The organism is Pseudomonas sp. S2_A05 (assembly GCF_054668485.1).
This window is the reverse complement of the sequence record NZ_CP162775.1, coordinates 1,038,684-1,064,640: the sequence shown is the minus strand read 5'-3', so window position 1 is coordinate 1,064,640 and position 25,957 is coordinate 1,038,684. Positions and strand designations below refer to the sequence as shown.

Here is a 25,957-nt window from a genome sequence, read left to right as displayed (position 1 = left end):
CACCCCCTCATCGGAACGCCGCCCGCCCAGCCCTCTCCCCCTAAGGGGCGAGGGGGGAAAGGGAGCCGATCTCCATGCGTTTCAAGAGCGGAGCTCGGCTCGGTATTGCAGGTCGATGCAACTCTAGCAAACAACGCGGTCAGTCCCCTCTCCCCTCCGGGAGAGGGCTAGGGTGAGGGGCTTTTGACTTTCGACCAGATTACTTGGCAGTGAACTTGGTATAGCTGTTGATCAGGTTGCGATAGTTAGGCAGACGCTCGGACAGCAGATGCGCCAGACCTTCCATGTCGTTGCGCCAGTCGCCTTGCAGCTCGCAGGCCACAGCGAACCAGTTCATCAGGTGTGCACCGGCGGCCGACATCCGCGCCCACGCCGCTTGTTGCACGGTGGTGTTGAAGGTACCCGACGAGTCGGTGACGACGAACACTTCGAAGCCTTCAGCAATCGCCGACAGGGTCGGGAAAGCTACGCAAACGTCGGTCACTACACCGGCGATGATCAGTTGCTTGCGGCCGGTGGCCTTGATCGCTTTGACGAAGTCTTCGTTGTCCCAGGCGTTGATCTGGCCTGGACGCTGAATGAACGGCGCGTCGGGGAATTGCTCAAGCAGCTCGGGCACGATCGGGCCGTTGGGACCCGCGTCGAAGCTGGTGGTCAGAATGGTCGGCAGCTTGAAGAACTTGGCGATGTCGCCCAGTGCCAGCACGTTGTTCTTGAACTCGTTCGGCGAGAAATCCTGCACCAGCGAGATCAGACCGGTCTGGTGATCGACCAGCAGGACGACGGCATCATCTTTGTTCAGACGCTTGTAAGGAACGCTCATGGCAAAACTCCTGGATGGATGGTTGTTGCGGGAAGCGCCGGCCCTGATGACCGGCGCTTTTTTCAAACTCAGAACGCGAAGCAGGAACAGCCGAACGCGCCCCAGAAACCGGCGAAATCGCTGACCGGCGCATTCGACATCCGCGCTTTTTCATGGCTGTGGGTGTGCACGGCGCACGGCCCGCTGCACTGGTGAACCTGCGCCTGCAGTGGCGAGTTCGGGCGCCAATGGCCCGGGACTTTGACTACCGGCGACCAGTCCGGCAGCACCGGAATCGAACGCGGGCCGAGGTCTTCGAAGTCGCCGGCGGCGTAGACGATCTTGCCGCCGACCACGGTCATCACCGACTCGATCCACTTGATCGCTTCTTCCTCAACGCTGAAGAAGTCCGCGCTCAGTGCCGCGAGGTCTGCCAGTTGGCCGACGCGGATCTGGCCCTTCTTGCCCTGCTCCGAGGAGAACCAGGCGCTGCCGTGGGTGAACAGTTCCAGCGCGGTGCTGCGTGGCAAGCCTTCTTCGTAAAGCGCCAGACCGCCAACGGTACGGCCGCTGACCATCCAGTACAGCGAAGTCCAAGGGTTGTAACTGGACACTCGGGTGGCGTCGGTGCCAGCGCCAACCGGTACGCCCTCGGCGAGCATGCGCTTGATCGGTGGTGTGGCTTCGGCGGCTTGTTTGCCATAGCGATCGACAAAGTATTCGCCCTGGAACGCCATGCGATCCTGAATCGCGATACCGCCGCCCAGCGCTTTCACACGCTCGATGTTCTGCGGGGTGATGGTTTCAGCGTGGTCGAAGAACCACGGCAGACCGTTGAACGGAATGTCGCGGTTGACCTTCTCGAACACATCGAGCATACGGCTGATCGATTCGTTGTACGTGGCGTGCAGACGGAACGGCCAGCGCTGCTCAACGAGGTGGCGTACCACCGGCTCCAGCTCCTGTTCCATGGTCTGCGGCAGGTCTGGACGCGGCTCGAGGAAATCCTCGAAGTCGGCGGCGGAGAACACCAGCATTTCGCCAGCACCGTTGTGGCGCAGGTAGTCGTCGCCCTGATGCAACTTGACGCTGCCGGTCCAGTTCTGGAAATCGGTCAGCTCTTCTTTCGGCTTCTGGGTGAACAGGTTGTAAGCGATGCGTACGGTCAACTGGTCGTCTTTGGCCAGTTGCTCGATCACTTGGTAATCGTCCGGGTAATTCTGGAAACCACCCCCGGCGTCGATTGCACTGGTCAGGCCCAGGCGATTGAGCTCGCGCATGAACTGGCGGGTCGAGTTGACCTGATATTCCAGCGGCAGCTTCGGTCCCTTGGCCAGTGTCGAGTAGAGGATCATCGCGTTCGGCCGCGCGACCAGCATGCCGGTCGGGTTGCCGTTGCTGTCGCGGACGATTTCGCCACCCGGCGGGTTTGGCGTGTCGCGGGTGTAGCCGGCCACGCGCAGGGCAGCGCGGTTGAGCAGCGCACGGTCGTAGAGGTGCAGGATGAACACCGGGGTGTCCGGCGCGGCCTGGTTGATTTCTTCCAGGGTCGGCATGCGTTTTTCGGCGAACTGGAATTCGTTCCAGCCACCGACCACGCGCACCCACTGCGGGGTGGGCGTGCGATCGGCCTGATCCTTGAGCATGCGCAGCGCGTCGGCGAGCGATGGCACGCCTTCCCAGCGCAGTTCGAGGTTGTAGTTCAGACCGCCGCGAATCAGGTGCAAGTGCGAGTCGTTGAGGCCGGGGATGACGCAGCGGCCCTTCATGTCGACCACTTGTGTGGCGCTGCCCTTGAGGGCCATGGCCTCGGCATCGTTACCGACGGCGACGAAGCGGCCATCCTTGATCGCCACCGCACTGGCCAGTGGTTTTTCCCGGTCTACGGTATGAAATTGGCCATTGAATAAAATCAGATCGGCGCTCATCGCAGTTCCTCAAGCGAAAGTGAAAAGAAGCAAACCCCGCTCAACGCGGCGAGGTTTCTTGGGAATCGAGGTGTTCGTGGGCCTGACTGGCTTCCAGCCACGGGGTAAACAAACGGGTGACCGGCGGCATCACCACGTAGACCACCGAGAGGACGATGGTCAGGGTGATCAGGAACGTGGCGACCACGTAGTTGGACAGAAGCGGATGCAGCGCCAGCAGCGGGCCCCAGATCAGCGGCACCAGCAGGGTGTGCGGTAGAATCACCAACAGTGTGACGACAGCCTGCTTCCAGCGCGGCGGCGGCGAGCCGGCCTCGGCCAGCGGTGTGAACCAGAATTCATTGACCGGCGCGACTTCGGTCTGATCACCGTCAGCCAGCATCGGCGCAGCTTCGGCGACCAGCGCCTGACGCTCGGAGGATTCCAGCCAGCCCTGCATCGCTTCGGTGGAGCTAAAGCGCAATACGCAAGTGTAGAAATCCAGACGCCCGCGCTTGCCGCGCACCACGTCGACACCCAGGTGCCCTTCGCGCTGCCCGGCGACGCGCACGATATTGCGCAGCCATGCTTCATAGGCCGACTCGAAACCGGCCTTGACCGAGTGTTTGATGATCAACGTGACGGTCTCATCGGCCCCCGGTGCTTGTGAATTGAGGACTTCAGGCATAACGCAGCACTCCGGGCAAACGAACAGGAATCGCCAGCCGTCCCGGCCCGGCAATCAATACGGTGGTGAAAAGAATCAACAGCAACCAGCCAAACTGCCCTTCAGCCACACTCCATTGCGGATGCACGACCAGCAGCGCCACGAGCAGTACAAAGAGAATAGGCAAACAAGCCAATCGCGCCAGCACACCGGCGACGATCAGCAACGGGCAGAGGACTTCGGCGAAAATCGCCAGGATCAGGGTCAGGTGAGCGCCGAGGTGGAACGGGTCTTCGATCAGTTGCAGCTGCGCGGTGAAGTCCAGCAACTTCGGCAAGCCGTGCACCCACAGCAGAAATAATCCACCGCTGACCCGCAGGAACAGCAACCCGATGTCGCGCGCCTGTTCATCCCTCGTAGCAATCATGACCCGACCCTTTGAATGTCATTGACGGGAATCATGCCAAGGCCGGCGCGGGAGAAATTGGATGGGTGTGCTTAGTTGCTTTTCAGGTCTTTGATGTTCTGCCGCCAGCCACAAAACAATGTGGGAGTGAGCTTGCTCGCGAAGGTGTCAGGTCAGCCACATCCACATTGACTGACACACCGCTTTCGCGAGCAGGCTCGCTCCCACAGGTTTTTGTGGTGACCAACAATGTTCATTCCACCCCGTATCCCTGTGGGAGCTGGCTTGCCAGCGATTGGTCGGCACATCCACCACCTTCTTTGACGGACCCACCGCAATCGCTGGCAAGCCAGCTCCCACAAGTCTATGTGCCGAATCACAAAGCCCGGTCAGCCCCGAATTTCTCTGTGGGAGCGAGCCTGCTCGCGAAGGCGTCAGGTCAGTCACATCCACACCAACTGACATACCGCTTTCGCGAGCAGGCTCGCTCCCACAGGAGAACTGCTTGTGTAATCGAGGGCGGTTAAAGCGCCGGAATATCCAGCGGCGCCGCCATGAACTGGCTGATGCGCGAGCGCAGCCATTTCTCTGCCGGGTCGTTGTCGTGCACCCCGCTCCAGGCCATGGACAATTGCGCGGCATCGATCGGGAATGGCGGATCTTCGGCACGCAGGGCGCAGCCTTCAACCAAGGCACAGGCGGCGTAGTCCGGCACCGTCGCGATCATCTCGGTACCGGCGAGCAAGGCGCGCAAGCCGCTGAACTGCGGTACGCCGAGAACGACTCGGCGGCAACGGCCGATCTTGGCCAGATCCAGATCGATATTGCCGCTCAGATCACCGGAGAACGACACCATTGCATGCGGACGTTCGCAATATTCGTCCAGGGTCAACGGCCCCGGACGGTCGTCGCCGCGCAGCACTTTGCAGGGAATATCACGCAGCTTCTTGCGCTTGGCGTTGGCCGGCAGATCCGTGGTGTAGCTGACGCCCACGGAAATTTCTCCAGAGGCCAACAACGCCGGCATCAACAGATAGTTGGCGCGGCGCACCACCACGACGATCCCCGGCGCCTCCTGCTGAAGCTGGCGCAACAGCGGTGGAAACAGACCGAACTCGGCGTCGTCCGACAGACCGATGCGAAATACGTCACAACTGCTGGCCGGTTCGAACTCCTTGGCGCGGCTGACTGCGCCGGAAATCACGTCCATTGCCGGTTGCAATTCCTTGAGGATCGCCAGCGCCCGCGCTGTCGGCTCCATGCCGCGACCGTTGCGCAGCAGCAACGGATCGTCGAACAGATCACGCAAGCGCCCCAGCGCAGCACTGACCGCCGGCTGGCCCATGAACAGTTTTTCCGCCACACGGGTCAGATTCTTTTCGAACATCAGCGCTTCGAAAATCACCAGCAGGTTCATGTCGACGCGGCGCAGATCGTTACGGTTCATGGGTGTGGTTTCCTTATCGGTGTCAGACGCTTTTTGCCACAGGCGTTGGGCACTTTACTCGATCAATGGCACTTTCGCCGCGCGTTTGTAGGGGCCGTACTCTACCGGCACCCATTGGAAATGTTTGCCCTCGGCGGTGATGTGGCCGATGCCCGGGAACGGCAGATGCGCTGCCGTCACCCAGGTCTTGCTCGCTGCCGCAGCACTGAACACTGCCTGACGACTGCTGATCGCTTGCTGACTGTTGACGTCGAAACCGATCGACACTTCCGGGTGCAAAAACTGCACCGCCAGGTTATGCACCAGATCGCCCATGAACACGATGCTCTGCTGCTGCGAATTGAAGCGATATGTGGTGCTGCCCGGCGTGTGGCCGGCTTCGAGGGTTGCTTCGACCAGTCCCGGCAGTGGCGACTGCCCGGCGGCAAACGTCTTGAAGCGACCGCCGGCAACATAGGGCGCCGTAGAGTCCCGGGCTATCCTGAAAAACTCTTTGGCGCCCGCCGGGGCCTTGGCCAGCGCTGCCGGATCGAGCCAGTAGTCGGCCTCGGCTTTGGCTGCAAACACGGTGGCGTTGGCGAACACCGGTTTCTTTTCGGCGTCGACCAGACCGCAGACGTGATCGAGGTGCAGGTGCGTCAGCAGAATCGTGTCGACCTGTTCAGGCTTGTAACCGGCGGCCTGCATGTTGGCCGAGAGTTGGCCTGCGGTGGCGCCGATGCACTGTCCTGCGCCCGTGTCGACCAAAATCAGTTGTTTGCCAGTGTTGACCAGAAAGGCATTGAACGCCGTCTGCACGCCAGGGGTTTCAATCGAACGGCGCGCAAGCAGCGCGCGAATCTGACTCTGGCTCATGCCCTGCAACAACTTCGGCGACAAATCGTTGTAACCGTCGAACAACGCGGTGACTTCGTAATCGCCGACAGCCAGCCGGAAATAACCCGGCGCCTGAGTGCCAACCTGCGGTGCCTGCGCCATGGCGCCGGACATTGCCAGCACGACCGCCAGCGTCGTTGCCGCTTTCACCAAGCTTTTCATTGCATTCCCCTTTGAACCTGGCCAACGGCGGCCGTGCTTTGTCGACATCGTCGCGCAAAGCGCCGGGCGCTGACTTGCAAGGATGTGCTGAGTTCCAGCCTGAGCGAGGAAATTAACAACGATTAACTCGTCAGTCTCAAGGCATCGCCCAACAATGAAGCCCTCTGCGCAGCGTTGCTTTTTTGACCTGAGGGAATGCGCCGACCGTGCCTTCCCCACCGACACGGACCTTGGCCATGGCTTATCCACAGCAAACCGTCGCCCTCGCCCCTGCCAGCGAACCGCGTAAAAACACGACTGGCGGACTCAGTCCGCAGCGCGAACGCCAGATCAAACAGTTGATCCTCGATCGCTTGGGCGAAAGCCTCGAAGTGGCTGAACTGGCCCGGGCATGTGCACTGTCACGCAGTCATTTCTCCCGCGCATTCAAGTGCAGCACCGGCCTGTCGCCACAGGACTGGATCCGCGCCCAGCGCCTGGCCCGGGCCAAGTTGCTGATCCAGCACACCGACTTGAGCCTGACGCAAATCAGCCTCGAATGCGGCTTCTGCGATCAGGCGCACTTCTGCCACATGTTCACCCGCAGCGAGGGCATCAATCCCTTCGCCTGGCGCTGTCGAGTCATGGATAAACCGAAAAACACCGCAGCGCAGCCTGCGGTGTTTTGACTGCTGCCGTTACGCCACCCGTTGCACTGATGCTCAAACCTGAGGATTATGCCCGGACACCCCGGATCAGACGGCCTGCGCATGCGCCAGGCACTGATTCGCCCTGTCCGCCGCATCACCGCAGGAGCGCGCTGTTGAGTTTTTCCCCGAATCAGGCCATTGCGTTTGGCCCCTATCGGATTCATCCCGGGCAACGATTGCTACTTGAAGGCCAACAGCCTTTGCGCCTGGGACGGCGGGCGATGGACATCCTCCTGATTTTGCTGGCCCATGCCGGTGAAGTGGTGAGCAAACAGCAATTGATGGCCGGGGTCTGGCCAGACAGTGTCGTTGAAGACATCAATTTGCGCGTGCACATGGCAGCGCTGCGCAAAGCGCTTGGCGACGGGCAGAACGGCCAGCGCTACATCGTCACCGTGGCGCAGCGCGGCTACAGCTTTGTCGCACCGTTCGTGCTCGACAGCATCGAAGCAACGCCTGCGGTCGCCGCGCCCCGGCACAACCTGCCGCTGCGTCGTACGCGGATGATTGGTCGCCAACCCCTGATCGATCACTTGATTACGCAACTGCCGCGCCGACGCTGCATCACTCTGGTCGGCCCCGGCGGCATTGGCAAGACCACCGTCGCCCTGCGCGTCGCTGAACAATTGCTCGACCAGTATCGCGACGGCATCCGCCTGGTGGATCTGGCGCCCATCGCCGATCCCGCGCTGATCGGCTCGCATCTGGCGACGCTGCTTGATCTGTCCGCAGCTGAAGGCGATGCGCAGGCTGGTCTGGTCGACGGCCTGCGAGAACGGCAAATGTTGTTGGTGATCGACAACTGCGAGCACTTGATCGATGCGGTCGCGTCGCTCAGCGAGCAGATTCTGCGGGGGGCACCAAAGGTGCATATCCTGGCGACCAGCCGCGAGAGCCTGCGCGCTGAGGGTGAGTTCGTGCAGCGTCTGGAATCGCTCGAATGCCCGTCCATGTCGACCCCGATGGAGCCGGCCCAAGCACTGGGCTTTGCTGCGATGCAGTTGTTTGTCGAGCGCGCCACCGCAGCCAGGGAAAACTTCCGACTGAGCCACGCCGAGTTGCCGCAAGCGATCGAAATCTGCCAGCGCCTGGACGGCATTCCGCTGGCACTGGAACTGGCCGCCGCGCAGGTCAGCGAATTGGGCATGGACGGATTGCTCAAGCAATTGCGCGAGGGTTTGCCGCCATTGTCGGCCGGACACCACAGCAGCGCCGAACGCCACCTGACCCTGCGCGCGACGATGGACTGGAGTTTCAACCTGCTCAACGTCTGCGAGCAAACCTGTTTGCGGCGACTGGGGATTTTCCGCGGCAGCTTCACCCTCACCTCGGCAGCAGCGGTGATCATCGGCCAACAGATTGATCCCGGCGCGGTGTTCACCGCCGTCACGCAATTGGTGGCCAAATCCCTGCTGAGCGTCGAAGTGGGCGACGAAGATGTTTTCTATCGCTTGCTCGACACTACCCGCCACTACGCACTGGAAAAACTCGAGCAGGCCGACGAGCTCAGCGCAACCCGCCAACGCCACGCCGAGCGCTGCCTGACACTGATGCAGCAGGCGCAGGCGGATTGGGACAATACTCCGACTGTATTGTGGATGGAGCGCTATGCCCGGGGTCTGGAGGATTTGCGCGCGGCGCTGGACTGGAGCCTCAACGGCCCGGGACCGGATGAGCTGGGGGTGCAACTGGCAGCCGCGTCGGCGCCTTTGTGGCAGGAGCTGTCGTTGCTGCGCGATTACAGCCGCTATGTGCGCCGGGCACTGAGTCTGCTGGAGGCTTCGCCAGCAGACTCGCTGCTACCGCCCTGCCCTCGCCTGCAAATCGCCTTGAAACTGGCGCTCGGTAGCGCCAGCTATCACACCTGGGCGGCACGCCACAAACCATTCAGGCCTTCGTCGACGCCTGCCAATTGGCCGAGGAACACGGCGATCTGGCCGGGCAACTGCGTGCGATATCGGGGCATATGGCGGTCAATCTGAGTTGCGGGCATTACCGCATGGCTTTGGCCCAGAGTGAGCAATTCGACCGCATCGGCCTGCACGGCGAACCGCTGCTGTCACTGAGCACACATCGCTTGCGCGTGCTGGCCCTGCATTATGCCGGCGACCAGCCGCAGGCACGCGTACATGCCGAGCAGGTGCTGCAACGCATGGCGCACAGCGGCCATCTCAATCGTTTCACCCATGGTTTTGGCGTGCAATACGACCAGAGCGTCGCTTCGCTGACAGTACTGGCCCGAGTGCTGTGGTTGCAGGGTCTGCCCGAGCAAGCCTGGCGCGCCGCACGGCAGGCGCTGGACATCGCCGTGCAGATCAATCACGGCACATCGATCTGTTACACCCTGGCGCTGGCCAGTTGTCTGATCGCTCATTACAACGGCGACCATGTAAACGCCCGCGCGCTGCTGCAGTTGCTGCTGGAACAATCGCAGAAGCACTCGGTGCTGCTGTTCAATAACTGGGGCCGGCAGTATGCGCAGGTGATCGATCCGGATAATGCCGTGCCCGTACCAGCACAGAGCAGCGGTCTGATTCGGGAAGTGATGGTTACGCTGGATGAGCGTTTTGTCGATGATGCACTGGTGGAGCGCGCGCGCAATGGCGATGCGGGATGGAGTGCAGCGGAGATATTGCGGGCGCGGGCGGCGGCATTGTTGAAGGGTTCATCCTGTGGGAGCGAGCCTGCTCGCGAATCGGCCCGCTCAGACACCGCTGAAACCCGAGAAGCCGAACAAACCCTGCAACAAGCTCTGGCCATCGCCAGAAGCCAGGGCGCCCTCGCTTGGGAACTGCGCAGCGCCACGGACCTCGCCCGATTATGGCAGCGCCAGTTCCGCCATCGCGAAGCATGGGATTTGCTCAGCCCCATTTACCAGCGCTTCACCGAAGGCTACGCCACACCGGACTTGCGCAAGGTCCGCCTGCTACTCGACAGCCTCCACGAGCAGTGCCCGGCCTGAAGCGTTGCGCGTTCTGCTGAGATAGCGCGCATGGCGCTGTTTCAGTTCGAAATTGTCGTCACTGCGCTCGAACTGATCACGAGCATAGCGGCGCACGGTGTTGAGCATCCAATAGCGGGCCGTCGCACGGTTGGGTTCTCGAACAAGCAACGATTTGCGCGCCAACCCTTCGATTATCGCGGACAGTCTGGAGCCCGCCAGATCCGCGCTGCTGATCACACTCAGTGCGGCCTCCAGGGTAAAGCCCGCGCTGAATACCGACAGACGCAGCAGCACACGCTGTTCCATCTCCGTCAGGTACTGGAAGCTCCAATCGATCGCAGCGGCCATCGACTGATGGCGCGGTTCCGCGGTGCGCCGGCCTTGGCCAAGCAACTGCAGGCCGTTTTCAACCTGTGCCTGCAAGCCGATCAAGCCCAGCGCGTCGATCTGCGCAGCGGCGAGCTCGATCGCCAGCGGCAGACCGTCCAGTTGACGGCAGATCTCGCGCACACCTGGCAAATCCTGCTCACGCAAACAGAAGCCATGCTGCCGTGCCCGCGCGCGATTGACGAACAACTGCACCGCCGGATAGCCCATGGCTTCTTCGACGGTGTTCAATGTCGAGCGCTTGGGAATCGCCAACAGCGGCACGTAATGAACGGTCTCCTGCGCGACTTGCAAGGCTTCGCGGCCGGTGACCAGAATCGACAGGCGAGGCGCAGCATGCAACAGCGTTTCCACCAGTGCCGCACAGCTGTCGCGCTGGTGGTCGCAGTTATCCAGGATCAACAAGGCGTGCCGGCCGGTCAGTGTGAAAAAGTCTGTCTTCAGGGTGTGCAACAGGCGCTCGAGCAATGGAATGTCATCTTCGAGGCTGGCAAGGTCGACCCACCAGGCGCCATCGCGAAAGTATTGCAGGAGCAATTCCGCCACGCGCAATGCCACTGTGGTCTTGCCAACACCCGGCGCACCGGTAATCGTCATCAAGCGGCATACCGGCATTTGTCGAACCAGACTACCAATCAGGGCGTCGCGCCCACTGACTGGCGTCAGTCGTGCCGGAAGATTGTGCAGGGGCATGAGCGCGGCAGCGGGCATGGTCAGCGCATCACTGGTGCCCTGCTCCACCGGGGCGACAAAACTGTAGCCGCAGTGCGCCACGTGAATGATGAAACGCTGCCCGTTTACGCCGTCACCCAGTGCGCGGCGCAACGCCGCAATGTGCACCCGCAGGTTGATCTCTTCGACGACCGAGGTCGGCCATACCCGAGCAATCAACTGCTCTTTGCTGACCACCTCACCCGCGTGTTCGAGCAGCGCCTGAAGGATGTCCATGGCGCGCCCGCCCATGCGCAACGGCTGCTCTCCTTCAAGGACCAGACGTTGGCGCACATGAAAGGCGTAGGGGCCGAAACGCAGCACTGAACCGTGGCTTGTGTCGTTGTGATTATTCATGCCAAACATCTTGGCACTCTCGCGTGACGATACAACCGCCAGAGCCGACGCAGCACGGACATCCGACTGCGTCAGACGGACAGAACCGCTCTAGCTGAACTGTTCGCGGTATTGTAACGGTGTAAGACCGAGCTTTTCGGCGAACAACGAGCGCATGTGCCGGACACTGCCAAAGCCGCTTTTGTAGGCGATGGTCTTGAGCGGCAGATCGCCGGTTTCCAACAGGTTTCGCGCGCAGTCAATGCGGGCATTCTGCAAAAACTCCATCGGCGTCATATTGACGTCACGGGCGAACAGGCGAGCAAAGTGCCGTGCGCTCATGTTCGCCAATCCAGCCATGCGCTCGACGGTGAACGCTTCATCCAGATGTTCAAGGACGTAATTCTGCGCGCGGGTGATGGGCGTTTCTTGCGGTGAGACTGCCGCCATCAACGGGCTGAACTGCGCTTGCCCGCCCTGCCGCTTCATGACCACCAACAAGACCTTGGCAACGTCCTGGGCGATTTTCTTGCCGTGATCTCTGGCCACCACCGCCAGCGCCAGGTCGATGCCGGCCGTAACGCCACCGGAGGTGATGAGATTACGATCCTCGACGTAGATCTGATCGGTGGTCACCGTGGTTTTCGGGAAAGCCTTGATCAGCCGTTCGGTGTAGTTCCAATGCGTGGTGACGCGATAACCATCAAGCAGGCAGGCGTGGCCGAGGATGAATGCGCCAGTGCAAATCGAACCGTAACGCTCCGCGCGCGGCACGGCTTTTTTCAACCAGCCAAACAGCTCGAGAAATCTCTGGTTATAGGCGCCGGGTCCGCCCGGCACCAATAGCAGGTCATAGCGCTCGGCCGCTTCGTCGATGTGCAAGTCAGCCTGAACCTGCACGCCGTTGGACGCCCTCAGCAAGCCGCGCTCTGTGCCGAGAGTCGTCAATTGATAGTGCAGATCAGGTTTCAGATAACGGTTGGCGACTGAAAACACCTCCAGCGGCCCCGCCATGTCGAGCATCAGAAAGTCAGGGAACAGCACCATTGCCACGGTTTTCATGGGAGGTTTCACACATATTCAAGGGTCAATACGCACGCTTCAGCCAAGGCATTATGGCGGACCGAGTGTTCAGGAGCGTGATCGAATGGGTGAACCATAACGCAAAACTGTCAACCTGAGCCGGACAGTCTTTCAATTTCCATCTACTTATTGCCTCACCGGGTAACCAGTAACCTTCTCCTCACTCGGACGAATTCACGTCCCGCCAGGAGATTTCATCATGCTGACTCTTCGCAAAGCCTCCGATCGCGGCCTCGCCAATCACGGCTGGTTGAAGTCGTTTCACACCTTTTCTTTCGCCAGCTACCGCAACCCGCGTGAACAGGGTTTCTCCGATCTGCTGGTGATCAACGATGACCGGGTCGCCGCCGGCAAAGGCTTTGGCCAGCACCCGCACCGCGACATGGAGATCTTTTCCTATGTGCTCGAAGGCGCGCTGGAACACAAGGACACCCTCGGTACTGGCTCGGTGATCCGCCCTGGGGACGTGCAATTGATGAGTGCCGGCAGCGGCGTGGCGCACAGTGAGTTCAACCACTCGGCCACCAAGCCCGTGCACTTTCTGCAAATCTGGATCGTGCCGGATGTCAGTGGCGCCAAGCCGCGCTATCAACAGGAACACTTCAGCGCGCAGAAAAAACGTGGTCGCCTGCAACTGATCATCTCGCCGGACGGTAGCAGTGGCTCCCTGAAAGTCCGTCAGGATGCGCGGGTCTACGCCGGGTTATTTGACGGCGAGGAAAGTGCCACGCTGAAATTGCCGGCCAATCGTTACGCTTACGTGCACGTTGCGCGTGGCAGCGTCGAACTCAATGGCCAAGCCTTGCAGGAAGGCGACGGCGTGCGGGTTCGTGAAGAACAGCTGCTCACCTTGAGCAACGGGGTTGATGCCGAAGTGCTGGTGTTCGACTTGCGGCCTCAGGAGTTGCCGCAAATGCCATGATCTGGCGCGATGCAGAACGGCCTTCCACTGAAGGCCGTTTTTTATTGCGGCGGCTCTGCTGAGGGTTGTACGACAGGTTTGGGTGACGATACCTCTTTGCCAATCTGAATCGCTGCCAGCGTGGTTTGTATCGTGGTCAACACCGCCGCCTGATTGGCAAAATGTGCGCCAACCAGCAAGGAAGCCACGCCGAGGAAATGCACAGTGGTGGCAGCCCAGTAATTGGCCTTTACCGTCGATGCCTGTCTGATCGCTTCCCGCGATTCGTCGGCGATTTTCTGCACGCCCATCCACATCAGGTCATAACGCTTGTCCCGTTCCTGCAGGGCCTTGTCCCGTTCAAGATAGACCTTGTCCCGCTCTGCCTGAGCAGCCAGGAACCCGCGAATGTCGGCGCGCATTTCTGCCACGCGGCCATCCATCCTCGTCTCGATGGTTTCTATCCTGGCATCGAATTCTTCGCGACTTATGCTGCTCATGATTTGCCTGTCCCGCCCCGCGTCCGATCTGTCCGTGACTGCATATTGATTCACTTCCCTGATTTTCAATTCGACACCTTTCTGCGGCTACGCGGCCTTCCCTGGCTCTTCGTTTCGATGCGTCACTGAGGTCTGCATCGAGCTGCAGTGACAATAGAACTCATCACGGACTACAACAAGCCGGCCCATTATGTCTCGGACGTAGGCTGTTTCGTCAGCAGTTGTAGCCTCGGCAAAACCCTGAACCACTTATTCGTTTTCCAGCGCAAAAGCCTCAACGATCTGCTCGATGACCGCCCGTACCCGCGCGGTGTGACGCAGGTCGGCGTGGGTGACCAGCCACACTTCATACGGCAGCGGCCGGGTCCGCTCCGGCCAAAGTCTGACGAGGCCATCGCGTTCGCCCATGTATACCGGTATCTCGCCTATCCCGAGGCCTGCGGCAAGGGCTCGACGCACCAAAAGGCTGGAGCTGAGCGTGGCGACGATGCGTCCGCGGGTCAACGGTTCAGAGACCAGCGTGAGGTCTTTTTTGCTCTGTAAGTACGGCTGATACACCACCAGATCATGGCCCTCGAAAGCGTTGCCGGGCTGCGGTTCTCCATGGCGCTCGACATAGGCCTGTGCTGCGAAAAGTCCTACAGGCCAACGGGCGATTCGCCGAGCGATGAGATCCGGGTTATCCGGCCGAGTATTGCGCACTGCGATATCGGCTTCGCGCTTGGCCAGACTGAGGATTTGCGTCGACGCATCCAACTGGATCTGCACGTCGGGGTGCTGGTCATGCAGGCGCGCCATCGCCGGGATGATGAAGTCGATGGCCATCGAGTCGGTGGTACTGACCCGTACGTTACCGGTCAGACGATCGTCCAGCCCGTGGATGTGCCGCTCCAGTTCCAGTGCCGAATGCTCCATTTTTTCCACACTTTTACGCGCCGCTTCACCAACACTGGTCAGCGCGTAGCCATCGGAGGTACGCAGGAACAGCGTCGCGCTCAAAGACTTTTCCAGCGCGGTAATACGCCGCCCGACAGTGGCCTGGTCCACGCCCAGAACTCGTGCAGCTCCGCGCAAGGTGGACTCGCGACAGACCGCCAGAAAAACCCGCGCATCATCCCAATTCATGCTGGTCCTCATCGAAGCATTTTTGCATCACTCTGCCGCTTAATCGCTGCATATGCGCAGCCAAGATAGCCGATAAGCTGAGCGCCATACACCTCTTGTGAGATCGCTATCATGCGTACTGCAAATTCCTCCGGCATCTGGCTGCCGATCTTCGCCGGGCTTTGTGCCAGCCTGGTCAGCATTGGCCTGGCGCGTTTCGCCTACACGCCGCTGATCCCTTCGCTGATTCAGGCGCAGTGGTTTTCCGCCAATGATGTCGTCTATCTCGGCGCGGCCAATCTGGTCGGCTACTTGATCGGCGCCCTGCTCGGTCGGCCCATGGCCCATCGACTGGGTAACCGCAACGCCCTGCGCCTGATGATGCTCGCGGTCACGGGAGCATTTTTTGCCTGTGCTTATCCGCTGTCGGTGAGCTGGTTCTTCGGCTGGCGTTTGCTGTCCGGCATAGCCGGTGGCGCGATCATGGTGCTGGTGGCGGCAACCGTGCTGCCTCACGTTCCGGCGCCGCGCAGAGGTCTGGCCAGTGGCGCAATCTTCCTTGGCATCGGCCTGGGGATTGCTGGCTCCGGCACCATCGTGCCGCCACTGCTGACTCTTGGCTTGCAGGCAACATGGCTGGGGCTGGGCGCGCTGGCGTTGTTGCTGACCGCGTTGAGCTGGTTCGGCTGGCCTGCGGATACCGCGCACCCTGTGGCTGCGCACGCAACGTCGGCTGATGAGCCGACACCGTCGGGCGTTTACCTGTTGTTCGCTCAATACGCGTTCATGGCCGCCGGGCTGGTGCCTGCCATGGTGTTTCTGGTGGATTACGTGGCTCGCGGACTGGGCGCCGGGGCGCATATCGGCGCAATGGTCTGGGTGATGTATGGCCTGGGAGCGATTGTCGGGCCGGTGACTTACGGCTTCCTGGCCGACCAGCTTGGCGCCCGCACTGGTATTCGACTGGTGTTGGTAGTTCAAGCCATTGCCCTCGGTTTGCTCGCCGTCTCCCATGCGTTTCTGGCGCTGGCTTTACTGGCGGTGATTCTCGGCTCGTTCCCGCCGGGCATCGTCCCTCTGGCTTTGGCCCGCGTGCATGAGCTGGTGCCGTCGCATCACCGTCAGCAGATCGCCTGGAGCCGTGCCACTGTGTCATTCGCAACCTTTCAGGCGCTGGCCGGGTTTGCCTATTCGGCATTGTTCAATGCCTCGGGCGGCCAGCACACGCTGCTGTTTGTGATCGCCGCTGGCGCGATCGTCGTGGCTCTACTGCTGGAGCTAGCCATGCGCTGGCTGCCCTCTGCTAATGAAACGCGCTGCGCGGCGAACTGAGGGGAATCATTGCACCCTGTCTGCGCTCCCATCTACACGACCTTCTCCACAGGAATCGACATGTCACTGCCTAAAGAAATGACCCGTATCGAAATCACCCAACCCGGCGGCCCTGAAGTATTGCAAGCCAGGCGCGTACCTCTGCCCACCGTTGGCGAAGGCCAAGTGCTTATCCGCGTTCACGCTGCCGGCATCAATCGCCCGGATGCCTTGCAGCGCGCCGGCAAGTACCCGATGAAGCCCGGCATGGACCCGATCCCCGGTCTGGAAGTGGCTGGCGAAGTGGTCGCGGTTGGCGCCGGAGTAACGCGTTTCGCGGTCGGCGATCGGGTCTGCGCGCTGACCAATGGCGGTGGCTACGCCGAGTATTGCGCGGTTCCGGCCGGCCAGACTTTGCCTGTGCCGGATGGAGTCGATTGGGTCCAGGCCGCCGCAGTTCCAGAAACGTTTTTCACCGTCTGGGCCAACCTGTTCGGCCTCGGCGGTGCCAAGGCCGGCCAGCGCGTGCTGATTCACGGCGGCACCAGCGGTATCGGTACCACCGCGCTGATGCTCTGTCGTGAATTTGGCATCGAGGCGTTTGCTACCGCAGGCAGTGCTGAAAAATGCGACGCGATCCGTCAGCTTGGCGGGCAACCGATCAACTATCGTGAGGAAGATTTCGCCAAGGTCATTGCCCAGAAAACCGCAGATCAAGGCGTGAACGTGATTCTCGACATCATGGGTGGCTCGTATCTGAACGGCAACATCAGCGCACTGGCAATGGATGGCCGACTGGTGATGCTCGGCTTTCTCGGCGGCGCCCGCGCCAACGACATCGATCTGCTGGCGATCCTCGGCAAACGCGCAGTGGTCACCGGCTCGCTGCTGCGCGCGCGTACGGCTACGGAAAAAGCCGCCATCGCCGATCAACTGCAAGAACACGTTTGGCCTGCCCTCAGCGCCGGGCGCTGCCTGCCGATCATCGACAAGGTTTACCCGCTGGCTGACGCGGCTCAGGCCCATGCCCGCATGGAGGGCGGCGATCATATCGGCAAGATTGTGCTGCAGGTGGCGTGATCGATTGCAGCATCTTGTAATCGTTGGGCGTGCACGGTGGTCGAAAAACAGTCACGCGCAGACCGAGGCATCTGGTAAAAAGCGTTCTTTGTCTGCGCTGTGGTGAAACGATTAATGTTCCTGTCCTTCCTGACCCGTCTGCGACGCCGCCGCTTGGCGTTCGCCATGATGGCCGCGCTGATCATTGGCGTGCCGACGAGTTGTGCGGTGCTGGAACACACCGAGCGCAAACTGTTGTTTCGCATCGAGCCGGGCACCGCCGGCTGGTATCGCGGTCTGCCCGGCAGCGTTCAGGAACTCGATCTGCAACCGAAGAGTTTCAAGGCCGGGCAGAACATCCATGCCTGGTGGTGGCCGGCGGAACGTGCCAATGCCCCGGCAATCCTTTATTTGCATGGCGTGCGCTGGAACCTCACCGGACAGTTGTTCCGCATAGAGCAACTACGCGCGGCGGGCTATTCGGTGCTGGCCATCGATTATCGCGGGTTCGGCCAAAGCAAGGGTGATCTACCATCCGAAAGCAGCGTTTATGAAGATGCCCGCGTGGCCTGGGAGCGCTTCCAGCTGCTGCAACCGGACCCGAACAAGCGCCTGATCTACGGCCACTCTCTCGGCGGTGCGGTGGCGATTGATCTGGCGGCCGAGCTCGGACAGAACGCGGCGCGCAACAACACACCTCTGCCGGTTCGCGGTCTGGTCATCGAATCTACCTTCACTTCTCTCGCCGACGTAGCTGCCGCCGTGGCCAACACCTCGCTTCCTGTGCGTTGGCTCCTGTCGCAGAAATTCGATTCCATCGACAAGATCGCCGACATTCACATGCCACTGCTGGTGGTGCATGGCCTGGCTGATGCCTTCGTGCCGCCGCGCTTCAGCGAGCAGCTATTCAATGCCGCAGAGCAGCCCAAACGCCTGCTGCTCGTGCCCGGCGCGACGCACAACAACAGCATGGCGCTTGGCGGCCAGGGCTATCGCAAGGCTCTGGATGCACTGATGCAGACCAAAGCGGCGCCGCGGGTTGCCGGGCCGGCAGTGGCCAAGGGCTCTCGCGATTCCTGAGCTGTGTAAATCAGTCCTGAGAAACCGGCATCAGCGCCGAGCCAACTCATGGCGTACGCATTGTTCGTAATAGGTCTGCTTGACCGCTGCCGGTTTGAGCTTCGAACTGCTGTTGTAGGTCTGCTCGGTAATCCCCATCGCTGTCATGCGCATCCAGGGTTGCTGGAATCGGCGAACCTGCAATTGCTTGCGCGCGCCATACAGCGAAACCCCGGACAGTTTTGATCGCTGCGCACCGGCAGCAATATCCGAGCCCCAGGTGCAGGCAAAGCGATGGCCCTTGCTCAACTCTTTTGCCTGCACTCCCGAGGCGATCAAAGCCAGGGAAAGCGTCACAACGGTGATGACAATCGTGCGCATGTAGCCAACCTAACCTTTTGAAAAAAGGCGATTTTGCCGGTGCGAAACACCTATGGGGGCCAGCAATTTGCCTGCTGTCGCGAGATTTTTGATCCGGCTGAATACAATCAGGCTTCGCCGCTCGTCCAGTACTGCGCACCTTTGGCAGACAGGCTTATCCAAAGCAGTACATCCCACCGCGTAGAAGGCCCACGTGATGAACAAGAAAATCTTCGCAATTTCGTTTTTCAGTCTGTGCTTGATTGGCCCGCTCCACGCTTGGGCAGCCGAAACGACAGCGGGCGCTGCCACCCCCGCCACCGCCCTGCCCGGTGTCAATCATGCACAAAGCTCTAGTGACCATGATGAGAAGGCCAACAAGAAAGGTGAAGAGTCTTCAGGCGCCAACGCGGGCTCAGAACCGCACGAGACGGAGAAGGATGCGGCGACGTCGAGCGACTCCGAAGATCTTGAGAAAAAACCCGCTCAGTAACCACGGACTTTGCTATTCATAACAAAATACCGACGCCGAACTAGCGCAATCCACGGTGATATCAATATGATGCGCGCACTGGCCACCATAGAAGGTGGCCAGAGGAAAATACATCCAAGGAATGCAAATGAAAGATTTCGTCATCGGCGTCAACAACATCGTTCTCTACATCGCACTGGCGGTCATCCTGATCGTTTCCCTCTTCATGATGAGCCAGAGCTTTCTTTCGGGTCTCGGCATGTTCGTAGGCGGTACCCTGGGCTGGTGCATCGTCTCCGGCTTCTGGTTCGTGCAATCGGCGACCTACGAAGAACTGCGCAAGCTGAACTCGAAAACCAGCTGATCTGCGCCGAGTATTCGTTAAAGAAAAAGGCCAATGTCATCGACATTGGCCTTTTTCTTTCAGCTTCGAAAGGATTGATTAGTCATTGCTTGGTGCACTGAGCGCCCAGTCCCATGCCCATGGAACCCAGAGCAACCATCGGGCCGCTCGGCAGTTCGCACGTATATTCGCCACTTTCGGTTTGCGCGGTGTAGAAGGTTGTATTGAAGTCGCTGCGGATATTTGAAACCTTGATTACGGGTTTACCGATGGTGGTCTGTGCGCGATTCTTGAGATCACTCTCTCCCGGTTTGACGGTCTGGCATCCAGTAACTGCGAGCGCCATTGTTGCGAATAAAGCGAGAACCGGGATAGTCCTTGATGAGTTCATTGCAGATCGACCTTTTTGATTTTCATACCGGAGAAATACTGGCAATAACCTGCCAAGCGAAAGGACTTTAAGGTCGAGCCAGACCGGGGGCAATTAGGTCGGATGTGCTAATGGCTGAAGGCTAGCCTCACCTGCGATGAGGTTGTGCAACTGCTTTCCGGTTGCCGGCCGCTGTTAATCGGTTTGGAAAACGTCTACCCGCAAGCGATCGCCGCCCTCCTCTCGGCAATCGATACGGACCGGCAAAAACAGGTGAATGACTTCGATGTTGCTGCGCAGATGATCAGTCATGCGCGGCGTGGTGAACGATCCGCCACCGGCCAGCGCCATCGGCAACAGCAACTGATCGGCCAGATGCTCAGCGACCGCAGCATCACTGCGCAACCAGTCGACAGCCTGATTGATTGCGGCATCGGCCACCTTCTCGGCGCGTAACGACACTTGGCCAAATGCGCTGAACACCTCAGTGACATGCTCGAAAACGTACTCCAGCAATAACACATTGCCCGGGCCGCGTGCCGGATCAAGCGCCACAGGTTGCAGCGCCTCCTCTGGCCAGTTCAAACGCTTGGCCACCTGACTCAGCTCTCGCTGAGCGACAGTAGGTGCGAGACCTGCGGTCAGCGCCAATGCGCGTCGTGAGACTGCCTCGCCGCGCTCACACAGGTCCAGGCGCGTGAGGCGCGAGGGCTGCACCTTCACCGCAATTTCGCCACCGCCAGCCGGTACGAAACCATGACGCAGCAACTCCAACTCGACATCGCCGCCCATGCGCCGCAGCAGCGGCAACCAACTGCGCGACAGGAAATCCGTCGGCGGCGCCAGCGGATTATGCGTGCCACCGGAGATCGTCACCCGACTGGCCTTCGATGCCCGCAACAAGGCTGGCAGCAACGTCTGCAGCACCAGCGTGCAGCTGCCGGCCGTGCCGATAGCGAACTGAAAGTCGCCGCCGCGAATTTCGCCCGGTTCGAAGCTCAGGCCTTGCGACCCCAGATGCGCACCAGATATCTGTGCACCACAAACCTCGCCCGCAGCCATCACGGCTGTCAGGTGCTGACGCAGCAATCCCGGACGACTGCGTCTGGCGCGAATCTGTTTAATGCGAAACGCCCGACCTGTCACCATCGACAGGCTCAGCGCACTGCGCAACACCTGGCCGCCACCGATGGCACCGTCCAGTTCGATTATCTCTTTCATTGCAAATCCTTACGCGTATAGCCCGACGGTGTCTCTGAGGTACCGTTAAACCGTCGTGGGTCTTCCTGAGTTACGATCAATATTGATAATTCGCGCTTCAGCTCAGCCGCGATGAACCGGGGCAGCGCCGGACGCAGAATTCTCGCCAGCGCTGTAGTTTCTTAGCCTTTGACGCACACCACCTGACGCAGGGTGTGCAGCACTTCCACCAGCTCACGCTGGGCGTGCATGACTTTGTCGATGTCCTTGTAGGCCATCGGAATTTCGTCAATCACCGCTTCGTCCTTGCGGCACTCCACATGGGCAGTGGCGCGGATCTGATCGGCAACGGTGAAGGTATTCTTGGCCTTGGTTCGGCTCATGGTGCGCCCGGCGCCGTGGCTGCAGGAACTGAACGACTCTGCGTTGCCCAGACCGCGAACGATAAAGCTCTTGGCGCCCATCGAGCCCGGAATAATCCCCAGTTCGCCCTTCTTCGCTGACACCGCGCCTTTGCGGGTAATCAGCACGTCCTCACCGAAATGCCGTTCCTTCTGCACGTAATTGTGGTGGCAGTTGACCGCCTCCAGCGCCACTTCGAACGGCTTGCGGATGATCTGCCGCGTGGCCTGAACCACCGCACGCATCATCAGTTCGCGGTTCTGTCTGGCGAAGTCCTGCGCCCAGCCCACCGCTTCCACATAGTCATCAAAATGTCGGCTGCCTTCTTCGAAATAGGCCAGGTCACGGTCCGGCAGGTTGGCAATATGCTGACGCATATCAGCTTGGGCCATCTGGATGAACAGGTTGCCGATAGCGTTGCCGACACCGCGCGAACCGCTGTGCAACATGAACCACACCCGGTTGGCTTCATCCAGGCACACTTCGACGAAGTGGTTGCCACTGCCGAGCGTCCCCAGTGCCCACGGTTGTTGGTGTTGGCCAGTTTCGGATACTTGTCGGTGATCAGTTTGAAGCGCGGCTGCAACCCCGCCCAGGCCTGATCGGCTTGCTGAGGAATCTCATCCCAGGCGCCTTTGTCTCGCCGCGAACGATTCGAACTGCGGCCATGTGGCACCGCTTGCTCGATGGCGCTACGCAGTCCGTGGAGGTTGTCCGGCAGATCCGAAGCCATCAGCGATGTACGGGCAGCGATCATTCCACAACCGATGTCGACGCCCACCGCTGCGGGAATGATCGCGCCGACCGTTGGAATAACGCTGCCAATTGTCGAGCCCTTGCCCAAGTGCACATCGGGCATCACCGCCAGATGCTTGAAGATGAATGGCATTTTTGCCGTGTTCATCAACTGTGCGCGGGCTTCGCTTTCAACCGGGACACCTTCGGTCCAGAGTTTGATTGGCTTGCCGTTGGCGACTTCGAGAAGCTGGTAGGTTTGGTCTTTCATATCTTGGTGTCCATGTTCGTTTCCACCAGCATTGCAGCCGCAGTGCCAGCTTTGGATGCGGCTATGGTTTTTTCTGCTATGTTTCTGATTTTAATAGTTTTTATCTCTTATGCGACGAGTCTCGATAATCTATGGAAGACAAATCAGACCAGCAAAATTATCATTGCATATCGTCATTTATCTTATGAGATAAGCATGCCCAACAAACGCACGGTCGCCATCGGATTTATCGGAGCCACCCTGGATCGTGTCGGCAAAGGCGCCAGCCGTTGGAATTATTGGCGACCAAGCGTAGGTCTGTGCCAACAAACAGACCTCCCTATCCATCGGCTTGAATTGATTCACGGCCTGGACGCGCGCGACGTCAGCCTCGCCGAGCGCGTCCGAGTGGACATCCAGCAGATTTCTCCAAGCACCGAAGTGCGCCTGCATCCAATGTCGCTGCGCAACCCTTGGGATTTCGAGGAGGTGTACGGCGCCCTGCACGACTTCACCACTGCGTACAATTTTGACACTGAGCACGAGGATTACCTCGTCCACATCACCACCGGCACCCACGTCGCACAGATCTGCTGGTTCCTGCTCACCGAGGCGCGCTATCTGCCAGCCCGGCTGATTCAGACCTCCCCCGCCAAGCGCAAGAACGATAACGAGCCCGCCTGCGGCACTCACGCGCTGATCGATCTCGATCTGTCGCGCTATGATCGCATCGCCTCACGCTTCGCCAGCAAACGTCTCGAAGGCCTCGAATTTCTCAAGTCCGGCATCGCCACGCGCAACCCGGCCTTCAACCGCTCCATTGAACAGATAGAGCGCGTTGCGCTGCGCTCGAAAGCCCCCATGCTGCTGATCGGCCCGACCGGCGCCGGCAAATCCTTCCTGGCGCGGCGCATCTACGAACTCAAACGCAATCGCCATCAGATGCAGGGACGCTTTGTCGAAGTCAACTGCGCCACTTTGCGTGGCGACGGCGCGATGTCGGCCTTGTTCGGCCACGTCAAAGGCGCCTTCACCGGCGCGCAAAACGCTCGCGATGGCCTGCTGCGCGCCGCAAACGGCGGCATGCTGTTTCTCGATGAAATCGGCGAGCTCGGCGCAGACGAACAAGCGATGCTGTTAAAAGCAATCGAAGAGAAACGCTTCTTCCCGCTGGGCTCGGACAAGGAAGTCGAGAGTGATTTTCTGATAATCGCCGGCACCCACCGCGACCTGCGCAGCCGCGTCGCCGAAGGCCTTTTTCGCGAGGACCTGTACGCAAGGATCAACCTCTGGACATTCGACCTGCCCGGCCTCGCCGGCCGCCGCGAGGACATCGAGCCAAATATCGATTTCGAACTGGAACGCCACGCGCGCGAACATGGGCAACGCGCGCGTTTCAATCTCGAAGCACGCCGACGCTACCTGGCCTTCGCCAGCTCACCTGCAGCAGCCTGGCTGGGCAACTTTCGCGAACTCTCCGCATCGATTACACGGATGGCAACTCTGGCCGAAAGCGGACGCATCGATGAAGCGCAGGTAGACGATGAGATCGATCGATTGCGATATGCATGGGGCTTGGCGCAACCCACTGCGGTATCAACTGAGTTGCCGGGAGATAGCGAGAGCATGGACTTGTTCGATCGATTGCAGTTGAAGGCTGTCATTGAGGTGTGCCGGCAGGCCGACAGCTTGTCCGATGCCGGCCGACAGCTGTTCAGTGTTTCCCGGCAGGCCAAGGCGCAGCCTAATGATGCCGATCGCTTGAGGAAGTACCTGGCGCGGTTCGGACTTGAATGGGGCAAGTTAGTGGACACGAGGTGAAGCACAGCGCTCTTGATCGCACTACTTCAATGATGACTGTAGAAAAAATGAATTAGCCGCCTGATCTCTCGGTCAAGAATTATGAACGCAGTAAATCTGACGAGGTGACAGCAATGACTATCCAGGCAGAGACACTCGTACAACTGACCGAAGCGCTCCAAGAGCGAGGCATGAAAATGGTCTCAGACGTCCATTTCACCCGCGCACCCTATCGATACAACCATCGCTGGATCTGCATCGTAGAGTGAACATGCTTGTTGCCGGCGCCTGGATCGAAGCGTCCAGCCGCCGGCGCCGCTCGGCTTCGCCCTCCCAAGCCCAAATAGCCGTCTGCGCCCGGGGATGTCGATAGAGGGTTGGGCGGCAATAAAAACCCGGCGCGATGGCCGGGTCTCGTGAACTATTACAATTGATCGGGCTTACTTGGCGCCGCCATTATCTCGGCCCGTCTGGGCGTCCTGATCAGAGCCAGGATTGCCGGGTGGCGGATTCCAGTCCTCTGGTCGTTCGTCGGTACCCTGCTTCGGCTCAGAATCAGCCTGCTCCAGGCCGGAATCATGACCCTCGCCAGAATCAGGGGTTTGTTCGTCTGGTCCCGGATATGGCGCTTCAGGGCCGTTGTTGTCGTCGATCATCATTCTCTCCCGTCAGTGGCGCAGGGGCTGCGCTTAATAAGTAAGAGAAGATCGGCGCACAGAGAGTGCTATTTGCTCGACGAGCGGACTTTCTTACTAATCCAAACACTTGGTGATGCGAGTCGCAGGCGTGATCGAGTAGCCCCGCAAATCTCACACACATGAAAAAGGCCAATGCTGTGAACATTGGCCTAGATCATTGAAAAATATGGTCGGGACGGAGTGATTCGAACACTCGACCCCTAGCACCCCATGCTAGTGCGCTACCGGACTGCGCTACGCCCCGACTGATGTTGCATCCCGTTCTTCACCTCGAAGAACGCTCAAGAATATATCGCAAGCTTTTGAAAACTGGAAGTATTCAAACGCAGCTTTTTATTTCTTGAGTACCACCAGGACATCTTCCAATTCGGCAATCATCTGCCGAATCATCTGTTTGTACTGTGTGGTGTCATCTTTGGCTTCGTCGCCGGACAGACGCAGACGTGCGCCGCCGATGGTGAAACCCTGATCGTAAAGGAGCGCGCGGATCTGCCGGATCATCAGCACGTCCTGGCGCTGATAATACCGGCGGTTCCCGCGGCGTTTGACGGGGTTGAGCTGCGGAAACTCCTGCTCCCAGTAGCGCAGCACGTGTGGCTTTACGGCACACAGCTCGCTGACTTCACCAATGGTGAAGTAGCGTTTGCCCGGGATGACGGGTAGTTCGTCGTTATGACTTGGTTCCAGCATAAGCCTCAACTCGGGCCTTCAACTTCTGCCCTGGACGAAAGGTGACCACACGGCGAGCCGTGATCGGGATTTCTTCCCCCGTTTTCGGGTTGCGGCCAGGCCGCTGGCGTTTGTCCCGAAGGTCGAAATTGCCGAAACCGGACAATTTGACCTGCTCGTTGTCTTCAAGAGCGTGCCTGATTTCCTCGAAAAACAGTTCGACCAATTCCTTGGCTTCCCGCTTGTTCAGGCCCAGCTCTTCATACAGACGTTCCGCCATCTCAGCTTTCGTCAAAGCCCCCATACG

General features: G+C 59.9%; 24 protein-coding genes, 1 tRNA gene and 2 pseudogenes. 9 read left to right on the top strand and 18 right to left on the bottom strand.

Annotated features, from left to right (window positions below):
• Positions 1 to 199: 199 nt before the first annotated feature.
• The 6 genes from ycaC to AB4O12_RS04835 form a co-directional block, all read right to left on the bottom strand.
• The gene (gene ycaC, locus AB4O12_RS04860; protein WP_016774080.1) at positions 200 to 823 is read right to left on the bottom strand and encodes an isochorismate family cysteine hydrolase YcaC; all 624 of its coding nucleotides are present in this window, start codon (positions 821 to 823) and stop codon (positions 200 to 202) included.
• Positions 824 to 891: 68 nt separating this feature from the next.
• On the bottom strand, positions 892 to 2,730 hold the full coding sequence (locus AB4O12_RS04855; protein WP_042609477.1) for an amidohydrolase: 1,839 nt from the start codon (positions 2,728 to 2,730) through the stop codon (positions 892 to 894).
• A 40-nt stretch (positions 2,731 to 2,770) separates the two neighbouring features.
• Entirely contained in the window at positions 2,771 to 3,397 is a 627-nt protein-coding gene (locus AB4O12_RS04850) for an antibiotic biosynthesis monooxygenase (RefSeq protein WP_041478579.1), read from the bottom strand.
• Entirely contained in the window at positions 3,390 to 3,803 is a 414-nt protein-coding gene (locus AB4O12_RS04845; protein ID WP_024012430.1) for a DoxX family protein, read from the bottom strand. The genes AB4O12_RS04850 and AB4O12_RS04845 overlap by 8 nt, the downstream gene beginning before the upstream one ends.
• Positions 3,804 to 4,305: 502 nt before the next feature.
• Positions 4,306 to 5,229: a LysR family transcriptional regulator gene (locus tag AB4O12_RS04840; RefSeq protein ID WP_039762138.1), complete on the bottom strand. Its 924-nt coding sequence runs from the start codon at positions 5,227 to 5,229 to the stop codon at positions 4,306 to 4,308.
• A 54-nt stretch (positions 5,230 to 5,283) separates the two neighbouring features.
• Positions 5,284 to 6,267 (bottom strand): MBL fold metallo-hydrolase, encoded by a 984-nt coding sequence (locus AB4O12_RS04835; protein WP_370593571.1) that lies wholly within the window; start codon positions 6,265 to 6,267, stop codon positions 5,284 to 5,286.
• 236 nt (positions 6,268 to 6,503) lie between these two features.
• Here AB4O12_RS04835 and AB4O12_RS04830 point away from each other — a divergent pair, with 236 nt between their 5' ends.
• Both AB4O12_RS04830 and AB4O12_RS04825 read left to right on the top strand, forming a co-directional pair.
• Positions 6,504 to 6,935 (top strand): helix-turn-helix domain-containing protein, encoded by a 432-nt coding sequence (locus AB4O12_RS04830; RefSeq protein ID WP_056784487.1) that lies wholly within the window; start codon positions 6,504 to 6,506, stop codon positions 6,933 to 6,935.
• A 134-nt stretch (positions 6,936 to 7,069) separates the two neighbouring features.
• Positions 7,070 to 9,918 (top strand): annotated as a pseudogene (locus AB4O12_RS04825) (ATP-binding protein).
• On the opposite strand, the gene AB4O12_RS04820 reads toward AB4O12_RS04825, so the two are convergent.
• Positions 9,883 to 11,355: an ATP-binding protein gene (locus AB4O12_RS04820; RefSeq protein WP_252869159.1), complete on the bottom strand. Its 1,473-nt coding sequence runs from the start codon at positions 11,353 to 11,355 to the stop codon at positions 9,883 to 9,885. The pseudogene AB4O12_RS04825 and the gene AB4O12_RS04820 overlap by 36 nt on opposite strands.
• A 90-nt stretch (positions 11,356 to 11,445) precedes the next feature.
• Entirely contained in the window at positions 11,446 to 12,396 is a 951-nt protein-coding gene (locus tag AB4O12_RS04815) for a GlxA family transcriptional regulator (protein ID WP_460060537.1), read from the bottom strand.
• A gap of 220 nt (positions 12,397 to 12,616) precedes the next feature.
• On the opposite strand from AB4O12_RS04815, the gene AB4O12_RS04810 reads away from it, so the two are divergent.
• Positions 12,617 to 13,339 carry a pirin family protein gene (locus tag AB4O12_RS04810; protein WP_252869158.1) on the top strand — a complete coding sequence of 241 codons (723 nt, stop codon included), beginning with the start codon at positions 12,617 to 12,619 and terminating at the stop codon, positions 13,337 to 13,339.
• Positions 13,340 to 13,380: 41 nt separating this feature from the next.
• Here AB4O12_RS04810 and AB4O12_RS04805 read toward each other — a convergent pair whose 3' ends face one another.
• A complete protein-coding gene (locus AB4O12_RS04805) occupies positions 13,381 to 13,887 on the bottom strand; it encodes a hypothetical protein (RefSeq protein ID WP_252869157.1) in 507 nt (168 codons plus the stop codon).
• A gap of 180 nt (positions 13,888 to 14,067) precedes the next feature.
• A complete protein-coding gene (locus AB4O12_RS04800; protein WP_056784468.1) occupies positions 14,068 to 14,943 on the bottom strand; it encodes a LysR family transcriptional regulator in 876 nt (291 codons plus the stop codon).
• 111 nt (positions 14,944 to 15,054) lie between these two features.
• Here AB4O12_RS04800 and AB4O12_RS04795 point away from each other — a divergent pair, with 111 nt between their 5' ends.
• From AB4O12_RS04795 to AB4O12_RS04785, 3 genes are all read left to right on the top strand, one after another.
• Complete coding sequence (locus AB4O12_RS04795; RefSeq protein ID WP_256811614.1) at positions 15,055 to 16,254, top strand: YbfB/YjiJ family MFS transporter; 1,200 nt, start codon at positions 15,055 to 15,057, stop codon at positions 16,252 to 16,254.
• 60 nt (positions 16,255 to 16,314) lie between these two features.
• Complete coding sequence (locus tag AB4O12_RS04790) at positions 16,315 to 17,313, top strand: NAD(P)H-quinone oxidoreductase (RefSeq protein ID WP_256811612.1); 999 nt, start codon at positions 16,315 to 16,317, stop codon at positions 17,311 to 17,313.
• Positions 17,314 to 17,427: 114 nt separating this feature from the next.
• Positions 17,428 to 18,372: an alpha/beta hydrolase gene (locus AB4O12_RS04785; protein WP_041478569.1), complete on the top strand. Its 945-nt coding sequence runs from the start codon at positions 17,428 to 17,430 to the stop codon at positions 18,370 to 18,372.
• A 30-nt stretch (positions 18,373 to 18,402) separates the two neighbouring features.
• Here the strand turns inward: AB4O12_RS04785 and AB4O12_RS04780 are convergent, their stop codons facing one another.
• A complete protein-coding gene (locus AB4O12_RS04780) occupies positions 18,403 to 18,732 on the bottom strand; it encodes a hypothetical protein (protein WP_041478568.1) in 330 nt (109 codons plus the stop codon).
• 196 nt (positions 18,733 to 18,928) lie between these two features.
• Between AB4O12_RS04780 and AB4O12_RS04775 the strand changes: the two genes are divergently transcribed.
• On the top strand, positions 18,929 to 19,204 hold the full coding sequence (locus tag AB4O12_RS04775) for a hypothetical protein (RefSeq protein ID WP_423662872.1): 276 nt from the start codon (positions 18,929 to 18,931) through the stop codon (positions 19,202 to 19,204).
• A gap of 127 nt (positions 19,205 to 19,331) precedes the next feature.
• Positions 19,332 to 19,547, top strand: coding sequence for a hypothetical protein (locus tag AB4O12_RS04770; RefSeq protein WP_041478566.1), 216 nt, complete (start codon positions 19,332 to 19,334; stop codon positions 19,545 to 19,547).
• A gap of 82 nt (positions 19,548 to 19,629) precedes the next feature.
• Here the strand turns inward: AB4O12_RS04770 and AB4O12_RS04765 are convergent, their stop codons facing one another.
• The 3 genes and pseudogenes from AB4O12_RS04765 to AB4O12_RS04755 form a co-directional block, all read right to left on the bottom strand.
• Positions 19,630 to 19,917, bottom strand: a complete 288-nt coding sequence (locus AB4O12_RS04765; RefSeq protein WP_041478565.1) for a hypothetical protein — start codon at positions 19,915 to 19,917, stop codon at positions 19,630 to 19,632.
• A gap of 174 nt (positions 19,918 to 20,091) precedes the next feature.
• Positions 20,092 to 21,117 (bottom strand): RNA 3'-terminal phosphate cyclase, encoded by a 1,026-nt coding sequence (gene rtcA / locus AB4O12_RS04760; protein ID WP_252869151.1) that lies wholly within the window; start codon positions 21,115 to 21,117, stop codon positions 20,092 to 20,094.
• A 161-nt stretch (positions 21,118 to 21,278) separates the two neighbouring features.
• Positions 21,279 to 22,357 (bottom strand): annotated as a pseudogene (locus tag AB4O12_RS04755) (RtcB family protein).
• A 342-nt stretch (positions 22,358 to 22,699) separates the two neighbouring features.
• Here AB4O12_RS04755 and rtcR point away from each other — a divergent pair.
• Entirely contained in the window at positions 22,700 to 24,304 is a 1,605-nt protein-coding gene (rtcR, locus tag AB4O12_RS04750; RefSeq protein ID WP_460060530.1) for an RNA repair transcriptional activator RtcR, read from the top strand.
• A 419-nt stretch (positions 24,305 to 24,723) separates the two neighbouring features.
• Here rtcR and AB4O12_RS04745 read toward each other — a convergent pair whose 3' ends face one another.
• The 4 genes from AB4O12_RS04745 to ihfA form a co-directional block, all read right to left on the bottom strand.
• Entirely contained in the window at positions 24,724 to 24,939 is a 216-nt protein-coding gene (locus tag AB4O12_RS04745) for a hypothetical protein (RefSeq protein ID WP_076567342.1), read from the bottom strand.
• A gap of 209 nt (positions 24,940 to 25,148) precedes the next feature.
• Positions 25,149 to 25,225: transfer RNA gene (locus AB4O12_RS04740), tRNA-Pro, on the bottom strand.
• Between the two features lie 89 nt (positions 25,226 to 25,314).
• Positions 25,315 to 25,671 (bottom strand): MerR family transcriptional regulator, encoded by a 357-nt coding sequence (locus tag AB4O12_RS04735; RefSeq protein WP_003179985.1) that lies wholly within the window; start codon positions 25,669 to 25,671, stop codon positions 25,315 to 25,317.
• A complete protein-coding gene (gene ihfA, locus AB4O12_RS04730; RefSeq protein WP_002553164.1) occupies positions 25,652 to 25,954 on the bottom strand; it encodes an integration host factor subunit alpha in 303 nt (100 codons plus the stop codon). Before ihfA ends, AB4O12_RS04735 begins: the two co-directional genes overlap by 20 nt.
• Between the last annotated feature and the right edge of the window lie 3 nt (positions 25,955 to 25,957).

What these genes read in the sequence shown, in the direction of transcription:
- rtcA (WP_252869151.1), bottom strand. Translation starts at nt 21,117, where the DNA reads ATGAAAGAGATAATCGAACTGGACGGTGCCATCGGTGGCGGCCAGGTG.
- AB4O12_RS04745 (WP_076567342.1), bottom strand. Translation starts at nt 24,939, where the DNA reads ATGATCGACGACAACAACGGCCCTGAAGCGCCATATCCGGGACCAGAC.
- AB4O12_RS04785 (WP_041478569.1), top strand. Translation starts at nt 17,428, where the DNA reads ATGTTCCTGTCCTTCCTGACCCGTCTGCGACGCCGCCGCTTGGCGTTC.
- AB4O12_RS04845 (WP_024012430.1), bottom strand. Translation starts at nt 3,803, where the DNA reads ATGATTGCTACGAGGGATGAACAGGCGCGCGACATCGGGTTGCTGTTC.
- AB4O12_RS04850 (WP_041478579.1), bottom strand. Translation starts at nt 3,397, where the DNA reads ATGCCTGAAGTCCTCAATTCACAAGCACCGGGGGCCGATGAGACCGTC.
- rtcR (WP_460060530.1), top strand. Translation starts at nt 22,700, where the DNA reads ATGCCCAACAAACGCACGGTCGCCATCGGATTTATCGGAGCCACCCTG.
- AB4O12_RS04790 (WP_256811612.1), top strand. Translation starts at nt 16,315, where the DNA reads ATGTCACTGCCTAAAGAAATGACCCGTATCGAAATCACCCAACCCGGC.
- AB4O12_RS04800 (WP_056784468.1), bottom strand. Translation starts at nt 14,943, where the DNA reads ATGAATTGGGATGATGCGCGGGTTTTTCTGGCGGTCTGTCGCGAGTCC.
- AB4O12_RS04775 (WP_423662872.1), top strand. Translation starts at nt 18,929, where the DNA reads ATGAACAAGAAAATCTTCGCAATTTCGTTTTTCAGTCTGTGCTTGATT.
- AB4O12_RS04765 (WP_041478565.1), bottom strand. Translation starts at nt 19,917, where the DNA reads ATGAACTCATCAAGGACTATCCCGGTTCTCGCTTTATTCGCAACAATG.
- AB4O12_RS04735 (WP_003179985.1), bottom strand. Translation starts at nt 25,671, where the DNA reads ATGCTGGAACCAAGTCATAACGACGAACTACCCGTCATCCCGGGCAAA.
- AB4O12_RS04780 (WP_041478568.1), bottom strand. Translation starts at nt 18,732, where the DNA reads ATGCGCACGATTGTCATCACCGTTGTGACGCTTTCCCTGGCTTTGATC.
- AB4O12_RS04795 (WP_256811614.1), top strand. Translation starts at nt 15,055, where the DNA reads ATGCGTACTGCAAATTCCTCCGGCATCTGGCTGCCGATCTTCGCCGGG.
- AB4O12_RS04820 (WP_252869159.1), bottom strand. Translation starts at nt 11,355, where the DNA reads ATGAATAATCACAACGACACAAGCCACGGTTCAGTGCTGCGTTTCGGC.
- ihfA (WP_002553164.1), bottom strand. Translation starts at nt 25,954, where the DNA reads ATGGGGGCTTTGACGAAAGCTGAGATGGCGGAACGTCTGTATGAAGAG.
- AB4O12_RS04835 (WP_370593571.1), bottom strand. Translation starts at nt 6,267, where the DNA reads ATGAAAAGCTTGGTGAAAGCGGCAACGACGCTGGCGGTCGTGCTGGCA.
- AB4O12_RS04840 (WP_039762138.1), bottom strand. Translation starts at nt 5,229, where the DNA reads ATGAACCGTAACGATCTGCGCCGCGTCGACATGAACCTGCTGGTGATT.
- ycaC (WP_016774080.1), bottom strand. Translation starts at nt 823, where the DNA reads ATGAGCGTTCCTTACAAGCGTCTGAACAAAGATGATGCCGTCGTCCTG.
- AB4O12_RS04770 (WP_041478566.1), top strand. Translation starts at nt 19,332, where the DNA reads ATGAAAGATTTCGTCATCGGCGTCAACAACATCGTTCTCTACATCGCA.
- AB4O12_RS04815 (WP_460060537.1), bottom strand. Translation starts at nt 12,396, where the DNA reads ATGAAAACCGTGGCAATGGTGCTGTTCCCTGACTTTCTGATGCTCGAC.
- AB4O12_RS04855 (WP_042609477.1), bottom strand. Translation starts at nt 2,730, where the DNA reads ATGAGCGCCGATCTGATTTTATTCAATGGCCAATTTCATACCGTAGAC.
- AB4O12_RS04810 (WP_252869158.1), top strand. Translation starts at nt 12,617, where the DNA reads ATGCTGACTCTTCGCAAAGCCTCCGATCGCGGCCTCGCCAATCACGGC.
- AB4O12_RS04830 (WP_056784487.1), top strand. Translation starts at nt 6,504, where the DNA reads ATGGCTTATCCACAGCAAACCGTCGCCCTCGCCCCTGCCAGCGAACCG.